Below are 20106 nucleotides of genomic sequence, written 5' to 3'. Positions count from 1 at the left end.
AAAAAACTAACCTGGGGTATTAAATATTCCAGACCCTTTTATTAAAAGGTTACATGGTATAAAATGTAATAAACCCAAGAAAATTATTTAATAATACAGACTTAAATGAACGATAAAAAATTTAGAATGGAGGAATGAAATGTCAACTAAGAAAAGTATCGGAAGAACAGTTTTAGATTATATTGAAATAATTGTATTTGCATTGGTATTGTCATGGGGTTTGCGCAGTACAGTAGTAGAAGCAAGCGTTATTCCAACACCTTCTATGCTGCCTACAATTCAATTACAGGATAGAGTAGTCGTCGATAAGATAGCTTTTAAGTTCTCTAATATAAACAGAGGCGATATCATTGTGTTCCGTCCACCTTCAGAAGTGGATTCCAGCGGAACAGATTGGATCAAACGAGTTATTGGTCTTCCCGGAGAAACAGTGGAAATTAAGAATGGCAAAGTATTCATTAATGGTTCCGAACTAAGCGAACCTTATGAAATGGAAAAGCCGAACTACACTTATGGTCCTACTATCGTACCTGAAAATTCATATTTCGTTTTAGGCGATAATCGAAATCAAAGTCTCGACAGTCATTACTGGGGAGCTTTACCAAAGGATAATATTGTCGGAAGAGCATTAATTAGAATTTGGCCGCTTAAGAGTTTTGGTTACTTGGCAAAATAATTTAGTCTATTAAAATTTAAGGACATTAGTTTTGAGAAATAATCTAAAACTAATGTCCTTTTTGTACCCTGATTTAGAGAAATATGTGCTATTACTAAACTTGCGATTCGGTTATTATGGAGTTTTAAATCTGTCTTAAAAATCGGCATTGTTAACTGTTCTTGGGAAGGCTATTACATCACGGATATTTGAAATTCCTGTCAGGTACATGATGATTCGTTCGAAGCCTAAGCCGTAGCCGGCATGACGTGTTCCGCCATATTTGCGCAAATCAAGATACCAGGCATAATCTTCTTTCTTAAGTCCGAGTTCATCCATTCTTTTTTCGAGAACATCTAATCGTTCTTCACGTTGGCTTCCGCCAATAATTTCACCGATTCCCGGGACAAGAAGATCCATCGCTGCAACAGTCTTCCGGTCTTCATTCAGCCGCATATAGAAGGCTTTGATTTCTTTGGGATAATCAATAACAAAGATTGGTTTTTTGAAAACCTGTTCCGTTAGATAACGTTCATGCTCGGTCTGCAAATCTGTTCCCCATTCTACGGGATATTCAAATTTATCTTTCGCTTTTTCTAATAACTCGATGGCCCGGGTATATGTAACTCTTTCAAAACTGGCTTGAACAATATTCTGCAGACGATCAAGCAAGTTTTTATCGACGAATTCGTTAAAGAAAGCCATTTCCTCCGGTGCATTTTCTAGGACATAATTAATGACATACTTAATCATGTCCTCTGCTAATTCCATATCATCCTCTAAGTCTGCAAAGGCGATCTCCGGTTCAATCATCCAGAATTCTGCCGCATGTCGAGCGGTATTGGAGTTTTCTGCCCGAAAGGTGGGGCCAAAAGTATAGACGTTCCGAAACGCCATACAATAAGTTTCAACATTAAGTTGTCCGCTCACGGTAAGATTGGTTTCCCGCCCAAAAAAATCCCTGCTGTAATCAATCTTTCCTTCTTCTGTCCGAGGCGGTGCATCTAAATCTAAAGTAGTCACATGAAACATTTCTCCGGCTCCCTCGGCATCACTCCCGGTGATGATTGGAGTGTGAACATAAACGAAGCCTTTTTCTTGAAAAAATTGATGAATCGCAAAAGCAACTAAAGAACGAACCCGGAAGACCGCAGAAAAGCTATTCGTACGAGGACGCAAATGAGCAATAGTACGGAGATATTCAAAGGAATGCCTCTTCTTTTGGAGCGGATAATCTGAAGCGCATTCTCCCTCAACAATGATGCTTTGCGCTTTGAGTTCAAACGGTTGTTTTGCTCCCAATGATTCAGCCAAAATACCTTTAACAATGATTGAGGTGCCCGTTGCCAATTTTGCGATCTCCGCAAAATTTTCCATACCCTCTTCGAATACAACTTGAAGATTTTTAAAAAAAGTTCCATCGTTTAACTCAATAAAACCAAAGGCCTTTGAGGCTCGCGAGGTTCGAATCCATCCTGAAATTTCTATCTCTTGATTTAAATACTGAGCTGGGTTTCGAAAAATACTTTTAACCAAAGTGCTCTTCATCCGAAAAACTCCCTTCACTGCCCTTTTCTATTATGTTTAAATTGGCCTGTTTACTAACATTACATTTTCATTAAGGACAAGCAGAAAATAATTTCCACTTTAAAAAGTAAATCTCCTGCATTCTCCTAAGTAATAATTTCATTCATTGATTGTACCACATTAGGATCAAATATTTAATATGATGTATTCAAAATACATTTACGAACATAGGTTCACAATGTGGAATATCTAGGTTAGAATGGTATAAGTAAGGGTATCGTTCTAATAAAGATGGGGGGATTACAATGATTCAATGGTCAAAATCCAATGATGCTCTTGGTACAGTGAACCGCGGAAATCCTGCGGAGTCGGGCTTATGCACACTTTGCCGTTCAGATTGCCAAGGAAAGTGTGAAACCTGGATGTCCAGCCTGAAAGGGCGCAAAATGTTATACCCGCGAGATTTCGGTACTGTAACTGCTGGGAGTGGTAATACCACTCATATAGGGGTTTCTTACAATTCACTGCGCATTATGGGCTATAACTATGGAGCTCACGGCGTTCCTCAAGGATTATCCAATGATCCGGATGACTGTATTTTTCCAAATGTGAATATTAGCACCAGCTTTGGGCAAGACGTAAAAACCAAAGTTCGGATGCCCATCATGACAGGCGCATTAGGGTCGACTTTTATTGCATCGAAATATTGGGACTCCTTCGCTATCGGTGCTGCACTCGTTGGTATTCCAATTGTCGTTGGAGAAAACGTAGCTGGAATTGATAAACAGGCCATCATTGAAAACGGGCGAATCTCAAAAGCCCCAGAACTTGAACGGCGAATTGAGACTTACTTAAATTACTATGACGGCTATGGTGCCATTATCATTCAAATGAATGTTGAAGATACAAGAAATGGTGTCGCTGAATATATCATTGATAAATATGGAGACCAAGTTATAATCGAATTAAAATGGGGTCAAGGTGCAAAGGATATCGGCGGAGAAATTCAGGTGGCGGATTTAGATTATGCGCTCTTCCTCGTCAATCGGGGATATATTGTCGATCCTGATCCAAGAAAAGCCGATGTACAGGAGGCCTTTAGGAATGGCGCCATTCGTTCCTTTGCCCGACATAGCCGTTTAGGATATACGGATCTTTCAAACTACGAAGAATTACGCAAATCCTTCCTCGAATCTGTAGCTTATTTACGGAGCATTGGTTTTAAACGCATCACCTTAAAAACAGGCTCTTATGGCATGGAGGCTTTAGCTGCAGCTATTAAATTAGCCACTGAGGCTAAACTTGATTTGCTCACCGTCGATGGTTCCGGAGGCGGTACAGGAATGAGTCCTTGGAACATGATGGAAACTTGGGGCGTTCCGTCAATTCTCCTCCATTCGAAGGCTTATGAATATGCAAACATCCTTGCTTCTCGCGGAGATAAGGTTGTCGATATGGCCTTTGCCGGTGGCCTTGCCCGCGAAGATCATATTTTCAAAGCACTATCCCTTGGAGCTCCTTTTGTCAAACTCGTCTGCATGGGTCGTGCAACGATGATTCCAGCCTTTCTCGGTTCAAATATTGAAGGTGTTCTGCGTCCTGATCGCAAGGCTATCGTCAATGGAAATTGGGATTCTCTTCCTAAGAATGTCACCGAGCTCGGATCAAAGGCTGAGGAACTCTTTGCCGGTTATTATTCCGTTCAAAGCATCGTCGGTACTGAAGCCATGAAGAAAATCCCCTACGGCGCGATTGCCTTCTGGACCATGGCTGATAAATTAGCTTGCGGTCTGCAACAGTTCTTAGCCGGGGCCCGTAAATTTAGCGTAACGGAAATGTCCCGGCTAGATATCGCCACAGCTAACCGAGAAACAGAAAAAGAAACGGGTATTCCCTTTATCACCTCTATTCAAGACGAAATGGCCCAAAAAATCCTCAACAGTTAATGTAGCCTCTTCTTTTTCAATCGATTTAATAGCAATCCCCCCCATACCATCTTTAAGACGGTTATGGGGGGGATTGCTATTGTTAATTTAAAGCTTAGCTTTCGTTTTTCCCGCTCTATAATCTGGAAAAATCTAAAGTTGCGAAATAATCTTCAAGTGTTTCAGCCCGGCGAATCATTTCGACTGTTCCATCCTCTTTTAAGAGGAGTTCCGCAGAACGAAGTTTTCCGTTATAGTTGAAACCCATAGCATGACCATGTGCCCCTGTATCATGAATAACAATAAGATCTCCAATATCAATACGGGGAAGTTCCCGATCTACGGCAAATTTATCATTATTCTCACATAAACTTCCCGTTATATCATAAACATGATCCTTTGGCAGATTTTCTTTTCCCATGACAGTTACATGATGATAAGCTCCGTAGATACCGGGTCTCATCAAATCAGCCATACATGAATCTAAACCAATATAGTTTTTATAGGTTTCTTTTTTATGCAGTGCACGCGCAACTAAGTATCCATACGGCCCGGTAATTACTCTGCCGCATTCCAAGGCTAATTTTAGAGGGTGTAAATCATGGGGAACAATCCTCTCTTCATACGCCTTGCGAACACCTTCTCCGACATATTCCAATTTAACAGGTTCTTGTTCTGGGCGATAAGGAATTCCAATTCCTCCCCCAAAATTCACAAGTTCAATCCGAATTCCCAGTTTCTCCTTAAGTTCTACAGCCAGGTCGAACATCATTTCTGCAGTCTCAATAAAATAGTCAGGGTTAAGCTCATTGGAAATGACCATGGTATGCAGACCAAAGCGCGTTGCCCCTTTATCTCTTGCAATTTCGTAGGCATAAAAAAGTTGTTCTTTTGTGAGACCATATTTCGCTTCTTCAGGATTACCAATGATCGCATTGCCGGCTCTTAACGAGCCCGGATTATACCGGAAAGAAATTAAGTCGGGAATTCCCGCTACCTTTTCAAGAAAATCAATATGAGTGATATCATCAAGATTGATAACAGCACCAAGTTCTCTCGCTTTTTTAAATTCAATAGCAGGGGTATCATTAGATGTAAACATAATGCTTTCCCCTGTAATTTCACTCTTCTCTGCTAAAATTAGCTCTGCCAGTGAACTGCAGTCGCTCCCAAAACCTTCTTCCTTCAAAATCTTGAGAAGGTAAGGATTTGGAGTTGCTTTTACAGCAAAGTATTCTTTAAATTCGGGAGCCCATGCAAACGCCTGAGTTAAACGACGTGCATTTTCCCGAATTGCTTTTTCATCATAAATATGAAAAGGAGTTCCATATTGAGCTACAATCTCTTCCAACTTTTCTTTGTTAAAGGGTAACGTTTTATTTGCCACGATCCAATCCTCCCTAATTTATCCGGTGAATGGTCAGTTTGCGGCCCCGATTTTAAAAAGCGGTTACGAGTACGCTCGCAACCGCTTGAACAGCAGAAGAATAACCTCCTACCCTTAATGTACGAGATAGCACTCCACCAATTTCGGTGACAGTCTTGCACTTTTTCAATGCAAGCCCAGCCAGAGATCCTAGCCTCGAATCCAGGCTTCGGCGGGAATTCCTTTCTGTATTGTTCATTGTTGGCTGCCTCACAATACATACTCTTTATTCACCGCGCCTCTATCATTCACTTATAGCTATTAAATTATTATGCGCCAGATTGAATTCAATGTCAACCCATAACTATACAATTTCATCAGTGTTTTCTTTTACTCTTTGGTGTATTTTCCGGGAGATTTTTCATCATCCCTTTATTATCGAAAACCTCTTCAACTTCTAAGTTTATTTGGCCTCCTTTCCTATTTTCAGGAGATTTAAGATCATAATCCTTACCCGGTTGTTTACGAATGCTTACAACTCCGGCCGGTTCCCAAACCTGCCGTTTTAATTCTTTAGGTTTACTTTTTTCCTCATTCATTTCGACATTCCTCCATTTTAAAAGAAAGCTGCGTCTTTTTTAGAATACCCGAATCCTTTAAAAAACATAATGATACAATTTTTTAATTCTCAGCGTCGATTCCCTTGACGGAGGAATTCTCATTCTCTATATTGAAAGTATCAGCATAATTGAATGAGGTGTTTTTATGTCGCAAAAGACAAATGCTGCACGTATCCTTGATCAAGCGGGGATAACATATAAACTTATTCCCTATGAAGTTGACGAATCCGATTTATCTGCAGTTACTGTTGCTCAAAAAGTAGGAATGCCCCCAGAACAAATCTTTAAAACGATCGTCGTACGCGGCGATAAAACAGGTGTTTTGATGGCTTGTATTCCTGCCGATCAAGAATTGAATCTTAAAGCATTAGCTCAGCTCAGCGGAAATAAAAAAGTTGAAGTTGTTCATCTAAAAGAGGTACAGCCCTTAACCGGATATATTCGCGGCGGAGTCTCTCCAATCGGTGCAAAGAAAAAGTATCCTGTCTTTTTTGATGAAACCATAGAGCTGGTTGACGGTTTATCGATCAGTGCAGGTATGCGCGGCTTACAAATTTATATTGCACCTGAAGATCTGCTGCGCATTACAGAGGCAAAAACCGGAGCAATTACAATCTAATATAAAATACTTACTACTTAAGAAAATGATATAAAGAAACGCTGCAAAGATTTTAATCTCTGCAGCGTTTCTTCATATCATCATTTGACTTGAAAAGAACTCTTCAATGAAACAATCCGATTAAATACCGGCTTTTCTGATGTTGTATATTTGGGATCCACATTAAAATATCCATGACGGAAAAACTGAAATTTATCCTGAGCCTTAGCTTCCTTCATATTCTGTTCAACAAAGCCCTTTAGAACTTCAAGTGAATTTGGATTGATATAGTCGAGGAATGTTTTCCCTTCCTCTTCTTCCTCTTTCATTTGCTCATCAAGAATTAACGGCTCATAAAGATGAAAATCCGCAGGCAATGCCTGACTTGCTTCAACCCAGTGAATTGTTCCTTTTACTTTACGGCCTGTAAATCCTGTACCGCTTTTTGTCTCAGGGTCATACGTACAATGAATCTCAATAACATTTCCCTGGTCATCCTTAATAACCTCTTGGCATTTAATAAAGTAGGCATGCTTTAACCGAACTTCATTCCCGGGAAAAAGTCTAAAATATTTGGGCGGCGGAGTTTCCATAAAATCATCTTGTTCAATATAAATTTCCCGAGAAAAGGGAATTTGGCGAACTCCCATTTCGGGATTTTCCGGGTTGTTTTCAGCCTCAAGCATTTCTACTTGTCCTTCAGGATAATTTGTAATAATAACTTTAAGGGGTTGAAGAACAGCCATTGTTCGGGGAGCTTTTAACTTAAGATCTTCTCTGATAAAATGCTCGAGCATCTTCTCATCGACAATACTATCCGCTTTAGCAACACCAATTTCCCGAGCAAAATTTTGGATGGACTCAGGCGTATACCCTTTGCGGCGAAGACCGGAAATGGTCGGCATTCTAGGGTCATTCCAACCATCGACGACCTTTTCATCGACGAGAAGTTTTAATTTGCGTTTACTCATCACCGTGTTCGTGATATTTAAACGCGCAAATTCATATTGATGGGGCACATTAGGCATTTCACATTCTTGAATAGCCCAATCATATAGAGGACGATGATCTTCAAATTCTAAGGTACAAATGGAATGGGTCACACCTTCAATGGCATCCTCTAAAGGATGAGCAAAATCATACATTGGATAAATGCACCATCGATTGCCTGTGTTATGATGGGTTGCATGGGCAATTCGGTAGAGAATGGGATCGCGTAAATTAATATTGGGTGAAGACATGTCAATCTTGGCGCGAAGTACTTTCTCACCATCCTTAAATTCACCTTTACGCATCCGCTCAAATAAATCTAAGTTTTCCTCGATAGAACGATTTCGATAAGGACTCTCCTTACCGGGTTCAGTCAAGGTTCCTCGTGAATTGCGAATTTCCTCAGGTGAAAGGTCACAAACATAGGCTTTACCCTTTTTAATGAGTAAAACCGCACGGTTATAAAATTCTTCGAAGTAATTTGAAGCAAAGAAAAGGTTATCCCATTCATAACCCAACCATTTCACATCTTCTTTGATAGACTCTACATATTCCGTATCCTCTTTAATGGGATTAGTATCGTCAAAGCGAAGATTTGTTTTTCCATTAAATTCATCCGCCAAATCAAAATTTAAGCAAATAGATTTTGCATGTCCAATATGTAAATACCCATTAGGTTCCGGCGGGAAACGGGTTATAACATGATCCTCTTTTCCGCTTTTTAAATCCTCAATAATGATATTGCGCAAGAAATTCGAAGACTTGTTTTCCAATGATATCAACCTTTCTATCTCATTTACGAATATTGGAATAAATAAGCTATTTTCCTTACTGCTAAAAGAAAGTAAGCTATAAGAAACTATATTAAAATTGGCGACTGAATAAAATTCTACACTAAAATTGCTTTTTCCTTCTAAAGGCTTATGAACATGTCCTACTTCTTTTTACGATTTAGTGTTCCCATTTTTTAAAAGTTCAAGCCAAAGCCTTTATTTTCTGTAAAAATGATTGATCCATAGGCTATCCTGTTTCTACCGGACAGGCACAATCTCCAACCAATAATTATCCGGATCATTGATAAAATAGATTCCCATATTTTTATTTTCGTAACAAATACAACCCATCTTTTTATGAAGTTCATAAGCTGCCTCAAAATCATCAGCAGTAAAGGCAAGATGAAATTCATTATCTCCTAAGTTGTACGGTTCTGTTCTTCCTTTTAACCAAGTTAGTTCTAATCGATGCGAGGTAGAACCGTCTCCAAGGTAAACAAGAATAAATTCTCCTTCCTCCTGCTCATATCTTCTGACTTCAACTAAGCCCAAGGCTTCTTTATAAAATTTAAGACTTTTTTCAAGATCGAGGACATTGATATTGTTGTGGTTAAACTTAAAATTCATTTATACCCCTCCTAAAAGTATTTTATAAAAAATAATCTTTAAAACAAACTTATCCAACAATTCTATAATTTATCAATGTTATTGTATAATCATTAAGAGGTGATAACAATGGAAAAACAAAATATCGAAATTAATTATTTATATCACAGTGGATTTTCAGTTGAAACTAAGAAATGGTTCTTCGTTTTTGACTATTATAAAGGTCCCATTCAACTTAGCAATAAAAAAACAATAATTTTCTCTTCCCATGGCCATCCTGATCATTTAAATCCGGTAATCTTTGAATGGCAGCAAAAAAGACCGGATATCCAATATATTTTGAGCAGTGATATTGCTGTTCCTGAAAAAACAAATAACTTTCGATCATTATCCCCCGGCGACATAATCGAGAATCGGGATCTTCTCATAAAAGCCTATAACTCGACTGACCTTGGAGTTTCCTTCTTAGTTCAATGTGAAGGAATCCGAATTTTTCATTCCGGTGATTTTAACTGGTGGAAATGGATTAATACTCCGGAAGAAATGGCAAAAGCGGAGAAAGATTTTAAAGATGAAATTGAGAAACTAAAAAATGAACGAATTGATATTGCCTTTTTCCCGGTTGATCCAAGACTTGAAAAAAACTATTCCGCGGGGGCTGAATATTTCATTGATAAAATCAAACCCCAATATTTAATTCCTATGCACTTTTCAACCCATCCGCCGGCAGTAAAAACGTTTGCTGAAAAAATGAAGAACAGCCCTACCCAAATTATCGCCCTCACCGGGCGAGGAGAAAAAATCTCCCTTACACTTTAAGAGCTATAGAACCCCTTGAATCCTCCAACACTCATCAACTAAACGAAAATATATTTATAATAAGGATAGCCTGTTAAGCATTGAGACGCTTCTTATTGGAAGCGTCTCAATCAGCAATTGCACACTTAAAAAATGTTATGAATCGTTAGCTAACAATTATGTTTCTTTAATCGACCTCAAAATTTTCTGATTTAAAATTGCTATAAAATCGCCCACTAGATGCTGTAAACCTTAAAACGCAATAATCAGGATCAGTTACACCCAAAGGATAATACATTGTATCTCCCTCACGCCAAATCATTTCCTTGGAATGACTATCTTCAAGCACTTCCATAGTCCCCTTTAGCATTACACCTCTGAAAAAGCGTTTATCACAAAAATACACGCATGCATTTGGTTTTTCTTTATACTGGCTTACTCTCATAGATGAAGTGTTTGTAGTAAAATATAAATACTTAATTCCTTCTCTTTTCCGTGGCGGTAACATGGCCTTCATATTTGGAAACCCTTCACTATCTACGGAGCCGATAAAAGAAACACCTGCTTTGTCTATCAAATTGCCTATGGTTTTTTCTGCATCTATCATGCTGATATCCTCCTTGTGAATTTATTTCTTATGAAATATATTAATAATTTTAACGTTTCACAAGCAGGTAGTAAATTACACACTTTTTTGTGAGCATGGTTATTTAACTAATCAATAAGTCCTTTTGCCTTTAGAACGTCGTCCATTCCGTTCTCCTTCATAAGATCGATACCTATATTTTGCATAATGGTAATAGCTTCAAGCATCTTTTTCCCACGCTCTGTTAAAAAATATTCAACTCTTAGGGGATAACCCTCAAATGTCTTTTTACCGATCATTCCAAAGTCCAAAAGTTCTTTTAGTTGTTCTATAAGCATTTTTTGATTAATACCTTGTATATTTTTTTCGAGATATACAAGTGTTTTGTTGCCCTGCTTTAGCAGCCATAATATAATAGGCTTCCATTTACCCTTTGTAATATCATGTGTAAGCTCTAGCGGACAAGTGTATTCCTCTCTTATTTTCAATACGCTCACCCCCGCAAGTTAAAAGAATATGTAATAAAAGTATCGTCTGTTTTGTTATTATAGCATGAAACCACAAATGAGGTTCACATGTGAACCTCATTTGTGGTAGACTTCCCCCTTGCTAATTTTAAATGCTCTATAAATTTGCTCTAAAAGCATAACCCGCATCAGCAAATGGGGGAATGTCAGTTTCGAAAAAGACCAGCGGAAATCCGCCCGCTCACGAACGGCGTCTGCAACTCCTAACGAGCCTCCAATAACCCAAGTAATTTGGCTTCTTCCATGCAGCGCCAAATCGTCTATGAATGAAGCAAGTTCAGGAGATGACAATTCTTTACCCCTGAGATCAAGCAAAATGACAAATTCCTGAGGATTTATTGCCCTAAGAATGCGTGCGCCTTCCTTTTCCCGGACATGCTCTTCATCTGACTTAGAGAGTTTTTCCGGACAAGGCTCGTCCATGACCTCAATAATTTCTAAACGTAAATATAAGCTTAATCTTTTCGTGTATTCCTGTATTCCTTCACGCAAAAATTTTTCTTTAACCTTCCCCACAGCTACAATTTTAGCTTGTAACATTCGCTTCCACCTCGAATTCTAAAAGGGGCGATACAATTGTATTCTCCCCTTTCCATACCCTAGTTCATGGAATAAATTTTTTATTGTTTCAACTCAGCTAATGTCAACGTCACATCTTTAGATGCACCGTTTCGATAATAGGTCACCGTAATTTTATCTCCAGGTTTAAATTGAATAAGCTGCCGTGTAAGATCGATAGCATTTTTAATTGCTTTGTCGTTAATCTTTGTAATAACATCCCCGCTTTTAAGCCCGGCCTGATCAGCAGGTCCACCAGTCGAAACCTTTGAAATGTAGGCACCGGCTGGCCACCCTTGTTGAGCAGCCCATTCTTCTGTATAACGGTCGTCAATTGAAACAAATAAACCTGGGTGACTCGCATAACCTTTCTCAATCATTTGTTTAATAAAAGGCAGCGCGTCCGTAATTGGAATCGCGAAACCCATTCCTTCAAAACCCGGCTCCGCATTTTTGGCAGAATTAATCCCTACAACAAGTCCTTGGTAATTAACTAAAGGTCCGCCGCTATTGCCCGGATTAATGGCAGCATCTGTTTGAATAAGGTTAAAACTCGATTCCCCTTGGATCTGCAGAACACGATTTTTAGCCGATACCACACCGTCAGTTACTGAACGAGCGAATTCCTGACCCCCAGGGTTTCCGATAGCTACAACGGGCTCTCCAACTTGAAGCTGTGCCGAATCGCCCAGTTGAACAGCAGTTAGATTATCTGCTGCAGCTATTTTTATTACCGCCAAATCGGTTCGTGCATCTGCCCCAACGAGGGATGCGTCTACATTTCGCCCATCTGCTAAGCTTACAACCAGCTTTTTAGCTCCTTCAATAACATGGTTATTTGTCACTATGTAGCCATTCTTAGCATCAATAATAAAGCCTGAACCGCTCCCTACCTCGGACATTCCGCTGTTTCCAAAGAGTCGGCCTGATTGTTGAAAGTTACCAATTCCGACGACAGCCGGCCCCACCGCCTTGGAAACCTCTACTACTGGGAAACCGGTCTGACTTGTCACATTTACAGGAGGAGTAGATGAACTTTGACCGATAACAACTTGGTTCTTATTTTGTGCCCGGTTACCATAAACATTAGGCAAAACAATGGCTGTAGAAATAAGTCCCCCTACAAGAGCACTGATTAAAGCGACTGCTACCGTCGAAAATAAATTTAGCCTGCGCTTGGGAGAACCTGAAGAATAATCAGGATATTGCTTAGAACCATTAAAATAGCTCATATCTTAGACCTCCTCAATAATTGCTTAGTCTTCTCCTAAAACAATAAGTTCATGCGGAGTATATCTTGGAGCAACTCTTAACCGTAAATCAGGGTTGTCTTTAGCTATTGTTGAATTTTTAAGTATTTTAAGTACTGTAGACAGCGCGAGTTGAGGGGTATTATTTTCCTCGCTTAAGTGAGCAAGGACAATACGTTCCGTATTTCCTTGAATCCATTCTAAAAGGCCCTCAGCCAATTGTTTATTGGCAAGGTGACCCCGATTACCGCTGATTCGTTTTTTTAAATACCAAGGATATCGTCCATTCCATAGCCTCTCTTCATCGTGATTGGCCTCGACAATCAGCGCGTCACAGCCTCTAAGATATCGATTCATGTCTTCAGTAATAACACCTGTGTCAGTGGCTATTCCTAATGTTTTTTCCTGTGATCCGGCCGGCCCGTGAATTTTAAAGCCATAACTCTCCCGACTGTCATGAGATGTCGGGAAAACCTGAACATTAAGCCCTGCACAGGAAAAAGAATCTGAAATAATGACTTTTTGTTCTTCCGCAATTTTCCCTAAAGAAGGAGTCATTTCTTCCCAAATTCCTGCGGTTGCATAAACCGGAATCTTTAACTTTCGTGCAACTGGACCAATACCCTTAATATGATCATTATGTTCATGGGTTATAATAATCCCTTCGATTTCCGAAGCCGAAATATTTAAAAGGGCAAGATTCTGCTGTAAGGCTTTTAGAGAGAGTCCACAATCGATTAAAAAATTCCTGTTTTTATGTCCTACAACGGTGGCATTGCCGGAGCTTCCACTCACAAGGGTTGCAAAATGCATAATTTTCACCTACTTCCCGGCAATATGTATTATAGCAAAAGAAATCCTCAAGGAAATGAAGATAATGTGAACTCTTAAAAAAATTTATACCTTTTAAACTTCAGGTGGAGTATCACTACTCCACCTGAAAAATCGAGTTTTATTTATTGCCTTGGCTTGAAATAGGCTGTTTAGAATCTTGTCCCCCTGAAAGTCTTGCCTGAGCCATGCTAATCAAGCTCTTAACTCGGTCTGCATCTGTTGGTGAAGGATTTGTATTCAGGGCTTTATTAAATTCAGCGATGGCCCCTATATAATCTCCTTTAGCATTCATGAGGAAGTATCCATAATTGAGCAATGCATTAAAAAAGTCTGGTTTAAGCGTCAAGGCCTGTTTAAAGGTTGTTTCTGCAAGTGTATTATCTCCGCTATAGAAAGCAGCAGTAGCCAAATCCACTAAGACATTTACATTATCCTTATTCGTCTTTGCGACTTCTTGGTAAGCAGCAACAGCTTGTTTCAAACTTGCTGCGGCTTGTTCTTGGGAGCTATCCAATTGAAGCATTCCCATATCATAATAAGCATTGGCTAAGCTTAAGCGGAGATTAGTGTCCTGAGGATTTGACTTCAACCCTTGATTAAGGCTGTCAATCTGACTCTGCAAACCCTGGACCTGTGAATTTGCATTATTTCCCGAACCGGAAGCTGAAGCCCCCGAAGATGAATTCGTAAAAAAGAGAACAAAAGTAGATCCGATCATACTCAGACTAACTAAAGCGACAATAATAATTGCTATTATCCGATGCTTTTTACGCATACTCAATCTCCCCCTGATCTATTGTATCTTTGTTCACTTCCTAATTTTAACATCGGAAGCTTGTTTAGTCTACAAGCCATTTCCTGATCTGGCATCCAACCTCATAATAGGAAGTTGATTGTCCAAGATCTGATGATAATCCTTTCGTTAACTGATTTACCCCAAAACCATTGCTCAAACTTCCTTCAGGAATTACCACCGCCTGCGGATGAATATCCTCGGATACATAAACCCGGGCCAGGAGCTGCCCTTGCTCAGTTTCTACGATGGCTTGATCACCGGGGAAAAGATAATATTTCTCTGCCAGCTCCGGATGAATAAACATCTGAAACCCTTCCTCCTCTTGAAACTGAGAGTGAATAGACTGGCGAGAATGCGGGGTCAGGAGGTAATAAGGATATTCTGCGGAAAGTGATGATGACGCAGCCCGTTCTCCTGTGTTTTGCAGCGAAAAGTCCGAAGCCAATTCAATTTTTCCGCTCGGAGTTTTGAATTGTAAGCCCTCCCAAGCAATATTAGGAACATAAGGTGCTTTAATCGGCCCTTTACGTAAAGATTCCAGAGTAATTCCATATTCACTTAAGGGCTCAATAATATCCGAAATCCATTCCTCTGGAGTTTTTCGGAACTCTTGACCCATTCCTAAGTACTCTGCTAACTCACAAAAGATTACCGGCTCAGGTTTTGCCTCTCCCCGAGGTTCGAGAATCTTTTCTGTAATCTGAAGCATCGGGCTCCAAGAGGTTGCAATCATATCCTCTTCTTCAAAAATTGTGGTTACCGGCAAAACTAAATCGGATTGGCGTGCTGTTTCTGACATCACAAAATCAAAGGTTACTTTGAACGGAATCTTTGCCCAGATCTCTCTCCAAAAAAGAGTATTCGGCTGTTGCAGCAGTGGATTTGAACGAGTTACAACTGCGATCTGGATTGGAGGATCAGCATTTTGAATTCTCTCCGCCAAAACGGGATGAGGGAATCGCCGAACACTGCAGCTCTCCTCCGGCAATAGAAGGGGATTTAAATGTCCTTTGTGATATTGATGGGCATAGTAAATCCCAGCGCCTGTTTTCCCTATATTCCCGGTAATCGCTGCCAAAGCATCAATTGCTCGAATCGTTTTCCCGCCTTGTACATAACGCTGCAACCCATATCCCAGAATAAAGCTTACGGGGCCTGCGTGACTAATGCGCCGTGCTAACTCCAGTAATTTTTCTTGACTTACCCCTGCTCGTTCTGCGACCTTTGCAGGACTATATTCCTTAACTTTTAGCGCATATTCTTCGAAGCCCTGAATGTGATTTCGCATAAAGTCCCAATCCAGCCAGCCTTCACGCAGAATAATATGGGCGAGCCCTAAAGCTAAAATCCCATCTGTCCCAGGATTGACCCGTAAATACTCCTGCGCAAAATCAGTGCTTTTTACCCGAATCGGATTGATGACGACAAGATGTGCACCTGCTTCCTTTGCTTTAAGCAAATAAGGAACCAGATGAATATTAGTAAGCGCAGGATCCCTGCCCCAGAGAATTATAGTTTGCGCACGTTCGAGCTCAGACCAATCATTTTGATACACGCCGCCAAAATCGATCTCTTGGGCACGATAACCGGCACCCCAACACATGCTGCCCTCCGGCTCGGTTATTCCGCCTAAGGCTTGAAAAAAGCGTCGATCCAGGTCCCTAAGCAGACCGCTATGAGCATAATCGAAATGATGGAATATGCCCAGGGGCCCTGTTTCTTTTAACGTTTCTCGAATCTTCTCACTGAAGAGTGCATACGCTTCCTCCCATGAAATTCTGCGAAAGCGCCCCTGGTCTTTCAATAAAGGAAATTTTAATCGATCCGGTGAGAAAACCAGCTCAGCAAGGGCTTGCCCTTTGGAACAAACAAAGCCCTGGGTTATGGGATGCTCTTTTTCACCTCGTACTTGCAGTCCTCCTTCTTGGGAATAACTGATGAGGAAACTGCAACTGTCCGGACAATTTAAGGGACAAACCGATCGCTTGCGTACCATGTTTTATCCTCTCCGCTCTATTACTTTTCCTTTAAACTTCTTTCTTTGATCTGCAAATATAACGCGACTTCCAAGCGTTTTTTCTGGAATTTGCACCCCAGCGAATACACCTCATTTAAATTGCCGCTAAAGGAATAATTCGCGGCATGACAGCCTCCGCTGCAGGAAAACCGTGCCCAACAATCACGGCAGGATGCTTTCTTGTAGATATGAGCATTGCGGAAGGAATTAACCAAATCCGGGTTTAATCCAGGCTGTTCATCCCACAGTGAACCCATTTTGAATTCCTCTTGTCCTACAAATTGGTGACAGGGATAGATATCTCCCTCCGGTGATATCGCCGCATATTCGTGTCCTGCTCCGCAGCCTGATAAGCGTTTAGGCAGGCAAGGACCTTGTTCAAGTGCAACATTGAAATGGAAGAAACTAAATTCTTCCCCTTTCATTTTGCGTATTAGAAGATCTTCTCCCAAACGATCATAGCTTTTTAAGATTTCCGGCACATCTTCTTCTTGAAACGCATAAGGCTCTTCCGGCTTTGCAACAACCGGTTCCAACGAAATTTGTTTTACTCCCAAATCGAGCAGATGATCAACATCTTTATCAAAATCAAGATTAAAATGGGTATACGTTCCCCGAGCATAATAGTATGTCCCTACAGCATAGGGCGAGGATTCAGGCCGTTTCGCCGCAAATTGCTGAAGGCGCGGAACAACTTGATTATAACTCCCTTTACCGCCTGCATAAGGGCGCATACGATCGTGAACTTCAGGCCGTCCATCAATGCTTAGTACAACGCTGATATCCTCCTGCTCTAAGAAGTCTTGAACTTCTTCAGTAAGAAGAACTGCATTCGTGGTCATTGTGAACTTAATGGTCTTGCCTCGTTCTGCAGCTGCTTTTCGACCGTAATGAACGAGTTCTTTTACCACTTGAAAATTAAGCAGGGGTTCTCCTCCAAAAAAATCGACTTCACAGTGTTTCCGGTGCGCAGAAGCCTCAAGAACAAAATCTATCCCCTTCTTGCCTGTCTCAAGATCCATTAACCCACGATGCCCTCCAAACGCTCCTGTACCTGCAAAACAATATTGACACCGGAGATTGCAATCATGGGCTACATGCAAACAAATAGATTTGATAATAGGATGAGATGGGTAAACCGGATCTTTCTCTTCAGCTTCAGCTGAGAATAGTACGCCCTCCTCTTGAAGTTCTGAAAATTCATCCATAATTTCACGAAGTTCTTGCTCAGAGCAATTGACTTTCTCCGACTTCAGTGCTGTATAAATCTCAGCGAAATTAATTGCTTTACCTTCATTCTGTAGTTTTTCCATAACCTGCAGAATTGTAAACGTTAAATCATCTAAAGTGTGAAGTGAACCAGAATTAATATCATAAGCAATATTAATATCTCCTTGATGATAAAAATGAACGTTTTTTCCTATTTTATATCCCTCTAAATTCACCCTGTTCCCTCTCTTTCTATAAATCAGAAGCTGTTTTATTTAATATATACAGAAACAGAACCCGCCTGAATCAGGTGGGTTCTTGATAACCTATGTGCGATTTTCTTTTCAGAATTAAGTAATTACTTAACGCAGACTTGGTTACCTACTGTGCAAGACGTTTTGCATGCGGATTGGCATGAAGATTGGCATTCTCCGCAACCCCCTGTTTTAACCGTCTCACTTAAGTTAGCTTTCACAATCGTCTGGATGTGTTTAGCCATTTAAACCATCCTCCTCTCACACTTTGAAATTCATTTTGATTATAGCACGTTGACAAGTGCCAAAGCAAAATGAATTTGTGCTGACGGCACTGAACTCACCTAAAAAAATTAAACCTTTGTTTTACAAAGGTTTAACATTGACAACTAAATGGTGCCTCAGGACGGAATCGAACCGCCGACACGAGGATTTTCAGTCCTCTGCTCTACCGACTGAGCTACCGAGGCAAATATTTGGTGACCCGTACGGGATTCGAACCCGTGTAGCCGCCGTGAAAGGGCGGTGTCTTAAGCCGCTTGACCAACGGGCCAGTTATGGTGAGCCATCCGCGACTCGAACGCGGGACACCCTGATTAAAAGTCAGGTGCTCTACCGACTGAGCTAATGGCTCAAAACTCACTCACGAATTACTATTCTACAGGAGACTTATAAGCTTGTCAATACTTCTTTTAGAAAATTTCTCCGCGAATAATGGTTTGTTCTCTGCCCGGTCCCACAGCAATTAAAGTTACTTTCGTCTCGGTCAGCTTTTCAATCCGCTGAACATAAGCTTGAGCACTTGCCGGCAAATCCTCAAACGATTTAACTCCGGTTATATCCTCTTGCCAGCCTGGCAGTTCTTCATAAACAGGCTCACACGCTTTAAAGATTTTTTGGCTTTGCGGGAATTCATAAATGACTTCCCCGTTTACGCGATATCCAACACAGATTTTTACTTTTTCAAGTCCTGATAAAACATCTAATTTCATTAAAGCAAAATCAGAAATTCCACTGACTCGAACAGCATACCGAGCAATGACAGCATCAAACCATCCGCAGCGACGTGCACGTCCCGTCGTTGTTCCAAATTCATGACCAGCCTCACGAATTCGATCTCCCATTTTATCCATAAGTTCTGTTGGGAAAGGTCCTTCTCCAACTCTAGTCGTATATGCTTTAATGACTCCAACCACTTTGTTAATTTGAGTTGGGCCAACCCCAGCACCAATACAAGCTCCTCCAGCAATAGGATGAGAAGAAGTTACAAAAGGATAAGTTCCATGATCCAAATCCAAAAGCGTTCCTTGTGCTCCTTCGAATAGAACCTTTTCCCCGGCTTTAATGGCTTCATCAATAGCCAAAGAACCATCTGTTACCAAAGAACGTAATTTTTCCGCATAACCTAAATATTCTTGATAGATACTTTCGAAATCAAGGGGCTCTCTTCCATATACTTTAACAAACAGGTTATTTTTTACCTCTAAGTTTCGTCTTAATTTTGCTGCGAATTCTTCAGCGTCTAAGAGGTCAATCATGCGAATTCCAACCCGAGTCGTCTTGTCTACATAGGCTGGTCCGATTCCACGTTTCGTTGTCCCGATTTTTTGATCGCCGCGTGCCTCTTCTTCTAATTCATCCAGTAAACGATGATACGGCATAATAATGTGAGCATTGCTGCTTATCCGTAATTTTCCCATTTTAACTTTACGTTCTGCTAAATAATCCAGTTCTTCTAAAAGAACTTTCGGATCAACGACTACACCATTACCAATAATACATGTTTTATTCGGATAAAGAATTCCTGAAGGAATTAAGTGAAGTTTGAACTCCTCACCCTGAGCAACTACAGTGTGGCCTGCATTATTTCCTCCTTGATAACGAACAACTAAATCCGCTTTTTCAGCTAAAAAGTCCGTTACCTTACCTTTCCCTTCGTCTCCCCATTGTGCGCCAAGCAAAACAACAGCTGCCATTTTCATTCCTCCAAATCATATTTTAAACCGATTTATTGGCAAGTAATCCGAACGATTCATTATCTCATTTTAAATTCTTATTATCCCGTCGTAAAGATTCCTTCATTCAGTAAACTCGCTTCTTCACAAACAGTTTTATCTTATCAATCATCTCCGGCAATGTCAACGAGTTTCTCGAACATTCAGCTTGTATACAGTATAAACATTCGGTTTAGAAGAACATCTCGATATCATGATGAAA

Annotated in this window: 19 protein-coding genes, 3 tRNA genes and 1 riboswitch; of the genes, 4 read left to right on the top strand and 18 right to left on the bottom strand. The window is 40.4% G+C overall.

Translation table 11 applies throughout. From position 1 onward, the window contains the following. The first annotated feature begins 139 nt into the window (after nucleotides 1-139). The gene (gene lepB, locus ACHOLT_RS04015; protein ID WP_425805935.1) at nucleotides 140-676 is read left to right on the top strand and encodes a signal peptidase I; all 537 of its coding nucleotides are present in this window, start codon (nucleotides 140-142) and stop codon (nucleotides 674-676) included. Between the two features lie 135 nt (nucleotides 677-811). On the opposite strand, the gene asnS is transcribed toward lepB, so the two are convergent. Then, a complete protein-coding gene (gene asnS / locus ACHOLT_RS04010; protein WP_425805933.1) occupies nucleotides 812-2203 on the bottom strand; it encodes an asparagine--tRNA ligase in 1392 nt (463 codons plus the stop codon). A 284-nt stretch (nucleotides 2204-2487) separates the two neighbouring features. On the opposite strand from asnS, the gene ACHOLT_RS04005 reads away from it, so the two are divergent. Then, nucleotides 2488-4128 (top strand): glutamate synthase-related protein, encoded by a 1641-nt coding sequence (locus tag ACHOLT_RS04005; protein ID WP_425805932.1) that lies wholly within the window; start codon nucleotides 2488-2490, stop codon nucleotides 4126-4128. A gap of 115 nt (nucleotides 4129-4243) precedes the next feature. Here ACHOLT_RS04005 and ACHOLT_RS04000 read toward each other — a convergent pair whose 3' ends face one another. Together ACHOLT_RS04000 and ACHOLT_RS03995 are read right to left on the bottom strand one after the other, a co-directional pair. Beyond that, nucleotides 4244-5494, bottom strand: a complete 1251-nt coding sequence (locus tag ACHOLT_RS04000; RefSeq protein WP_425805930.1) for a diaminopimelate decarboxylase family protein — start codon at nucleotides 5492-5494, stop codon at nucleotides 4244-4246. Nucleotides 5495-5613: 119 nt separating this feature from the next. Further along, nucleotides 5614-5785, bottom strand: a riboswitch (Lysine riboswitch). A 65-nt stretch (nucleotides 5786-5850) separates the two neighbouring features. Next, nucleotides 5851-6072: a hypothetical protein gene (locus ACHOLT_RS03995; protein WP_425805928.1), complete on the bottom strand. Its 222-nt coding sequence runs from the start codon at nucleotides 6070-6072 to the stop codon at nucleotides 5851-5853. 166 nt (nucleotides 6073-6238) lie between these two features. On the opposite strand from ACHOLT_RS03995, the gene ybaK reads away from it, so the two are divergent. Then, the gene (gene ybaK, locus ACHOLT_RS03990) at nucleotides 6239-6712 is read left to right on the top strand and encodes a Cys-tRNA(Pro) deacylase (protein WP_425805927.1); all 474 of its coding nucleotides are present in this window, start codon (nucleotides 6239-6241) and stop codon (nucleotides 6710-6712) included. An 80-nt stretch (nucleotides 6713-6792) separates the two neighbouring features. On the opposite strand, the gene ACHOLT_RS03985 is transcribed toward ybaK, so the two are convergent. Both ACHOLT_RS03985 and ACHOLT_RS03980 read right to left on the bottom strand, forming a co-directional pair. After that, nucleotides 6793-8460: a glutamine--tRNA ligase/YqeY domain fusion protein gene (locus ACHOLT_RS03985; RefSeq protein ID WP_425807868.1), complete on the bottom strand. Its 1668-nt coding sequence runs from the start codon at nucleotides 8458-8460 to the stop codon at nucleotides 6793-6795. A gap of 252 nt (nucleotides 8461-8712) precedes the next feature. Next, entirely contained in the window at nucleotides 8713-9081 is a 369-nt protein-coding gene (locus ACHOLT_RS03980; protein WP_425805926.1) for a VOC family protein, read from the bottom strand. Between the two features lie 108 nt (nucleotides 9082-9189). Between ACHOLT_RS03980 and ACHOLT_RS03975 the strand changes: the two genes are divergently transcribed. Then, nucleotides 9190-9879 (top strand): MBL fold metallo-hydrolase, encoded by a 690-nt coding sequence (locus ACHOLT_RS03975; RefSeq protein ID WP_425805924.1) that lies wholly within the window; start codon nucleotides 9190-9192, stop codon nucleotides 9877-9879. Nucleotides 9880-10045: 166 nt separating this feature from the next. Here ACHOLT_RS03975 and ACHOLT_RS03970 read toward each other — a convergent pair whose 3' ends face one another. The 13 genes from ACHOLT_RS03970 to ACHOLT_RS03910 all read right to left on the bottom strand — a co-directional run bounded on the left by ACHOLT_RS03970 (nucleotide 10046) and on the right by ACHOLT_RS03910 (nucleotide 19865). Next, nucleotides 10046-10465, bottom strand: coding sequence for a pyridoxamine 5'-phosphate oxidase family protein (locus ACHOLT_RS03970; RefSeq protein WP_425805923.1), 420 nt, complete (start codon nucleotides 10463-10465; stop codon nucleotides 10046-10048). A 107-nt stretch (nucleotides 10466-10572) separates the two neighbouring features. Then, nucleotides 10573-10932, bottom strand: coding sequence for a winged helix-turn-helix transcriptional regulator (locus ACHOLT_RS03965; protein ID WP_425805922.1), 360 nt, complete (start codon nucleotides 10930-10932; stop codon nucleotides 10573-10575). 96 nt (nucleotides 10933-11028) lie between these two features. After that, the gene (rlmH, locus tag ACHOLT_RS03960; RefSeq protein WP_425805921.1) at nucleotides 11029-11511 is read right to left on the bottom strand and encodes a 23S rRNA (pseudouridine(1915)-N(3))-methyltransferase RlmH; all 483 of its coding nucleotides are present in this window, start codon (nucleotides 11509-11511) and stop codon (nucleotides 11029-11031) included. 80 nt (nucleotides 11512-11591) lie between these two features. Then, nucleotides 11592-12761 (bottom strand): S1C family serine protease, encoded by a 1170-nt coding sequence (locus ACHOLT_RS03955; protein ID WP_425805919.1) that lies wholly within the window; start codon nucleotides 12759-12761, stop codon nucleotides 11592-11594. Between the two features lie 24 nt (nucleotides 12762-12785). Beyond that, complete coding sequence (locus tag ACHOLT_RS03950) at nucleotides 12786-13592, bottom strand: MBL fold metallo-hydrolase (protein WP_425805918.1); 807 nt, start codon at nucleotides 13590-13592, stop codon at nucleotides 12786-12788. A 139-nt stretch (nucleotides 13593-13731) separates the two neighbouring features. Beyond that, nucleotides 13732-14388, bottom strand: coding sequence for a tetratricopeptide repeat protein (locus tag ACHOLT_RS03945; protein WP_425805917.1), 657 nt, complete (start codon nucleotides 14386-14388; stop codon nucleotides 13732-13734). A gap of 64 nt (nucleotides 14389-14452) precedes the next feature. Then, nucleotides 14453-16405 (bottom strand): molybdopterin-containing oxidoreductase family protein, encoded by a 1953-nt coding sequence (locus ACHOLT_RS03940; protein WP_425805915.1) that lies wholly within the window; start codon nucleotides 16403-16405, stop codon nucleotides 14453-14455. A 20-nt stretch (nucleotides 16406-16425) separates the two neighbouring features. Next, complete coding sequence (scfB, locus tag ACHOLT_RS03935) at nucleotides 16426-17871, bottom strand: thioether cross-link-forming SCIFF peptide maturase (RefSeq protein WP_425805913.1); 1446 nt, start codon at nucleotides 17869-17871, stop codon at nucleotides 16426-16428. A 122-nt stretch (nucleotides 17872-17993) separates the two neighbouring features. Further along, on the bottom strand, nucleotides 17994-18134 hold the full coding sequence (gene scfA, locus ACHOLT_RS03930) for a six-cysteine ranthipeptide SCIFF (RefSeq protein WP_006716734.1): 141 nt from the start codon (nucleotides 18132-18134) through the stop codon (nucleotides 17994-17996). A gap of 149 nt (nucleotides 18135-18283) precedes the next feature. After that, nucleotides 18284-18359: transfer RNA gene (locus ACHOLT_RS03925), tRNA-Phe, on the bottom strand. A gap of 7 nt (nucleotides 18360-18366) precedes the next feature. Beyond that, nucleotides 18367-18442, bottom strand: a tRNA-Glu gene (locus ACHOLT_RS03920). Between the two features lie 5 nt (nucleotides 18443-18447). After that, nucleotides 18448-18523: transfer RNA gene (locus ACHOLT_RS03915), tRNA-Lys, on the bottom strand. Between the two features lie 58 nt (nucleotides 18524-18581). Further along, complete coding sequence (locus ACHOLT_RS03910) at nucleotides 18582-19865, bottom strand: adenylosuccinate synthase (RefSeq protein ID WP_425805912.1); 1284 nt, start codon at nucleotides 19863-19865, stop codon at nucleotides 18582-18584. Between the last annotated feature and the right edge of the window lie 241 nt (nucleotides 19866-20106).

This window comes from Desulfitobacterium nosdiversum (assembly GCF_049860565.1).
GTDB lineage: Bacteria > Bacillota > Desulfitobacteriia > Desulfitobacteriales > Desulfitobacteriaceae > Desulfitobacterium_A > Desulfitobacterium_A nosdiversum.
This window is presented reverse-complemented; position numbering and strand designations above follow the sequence as displayed.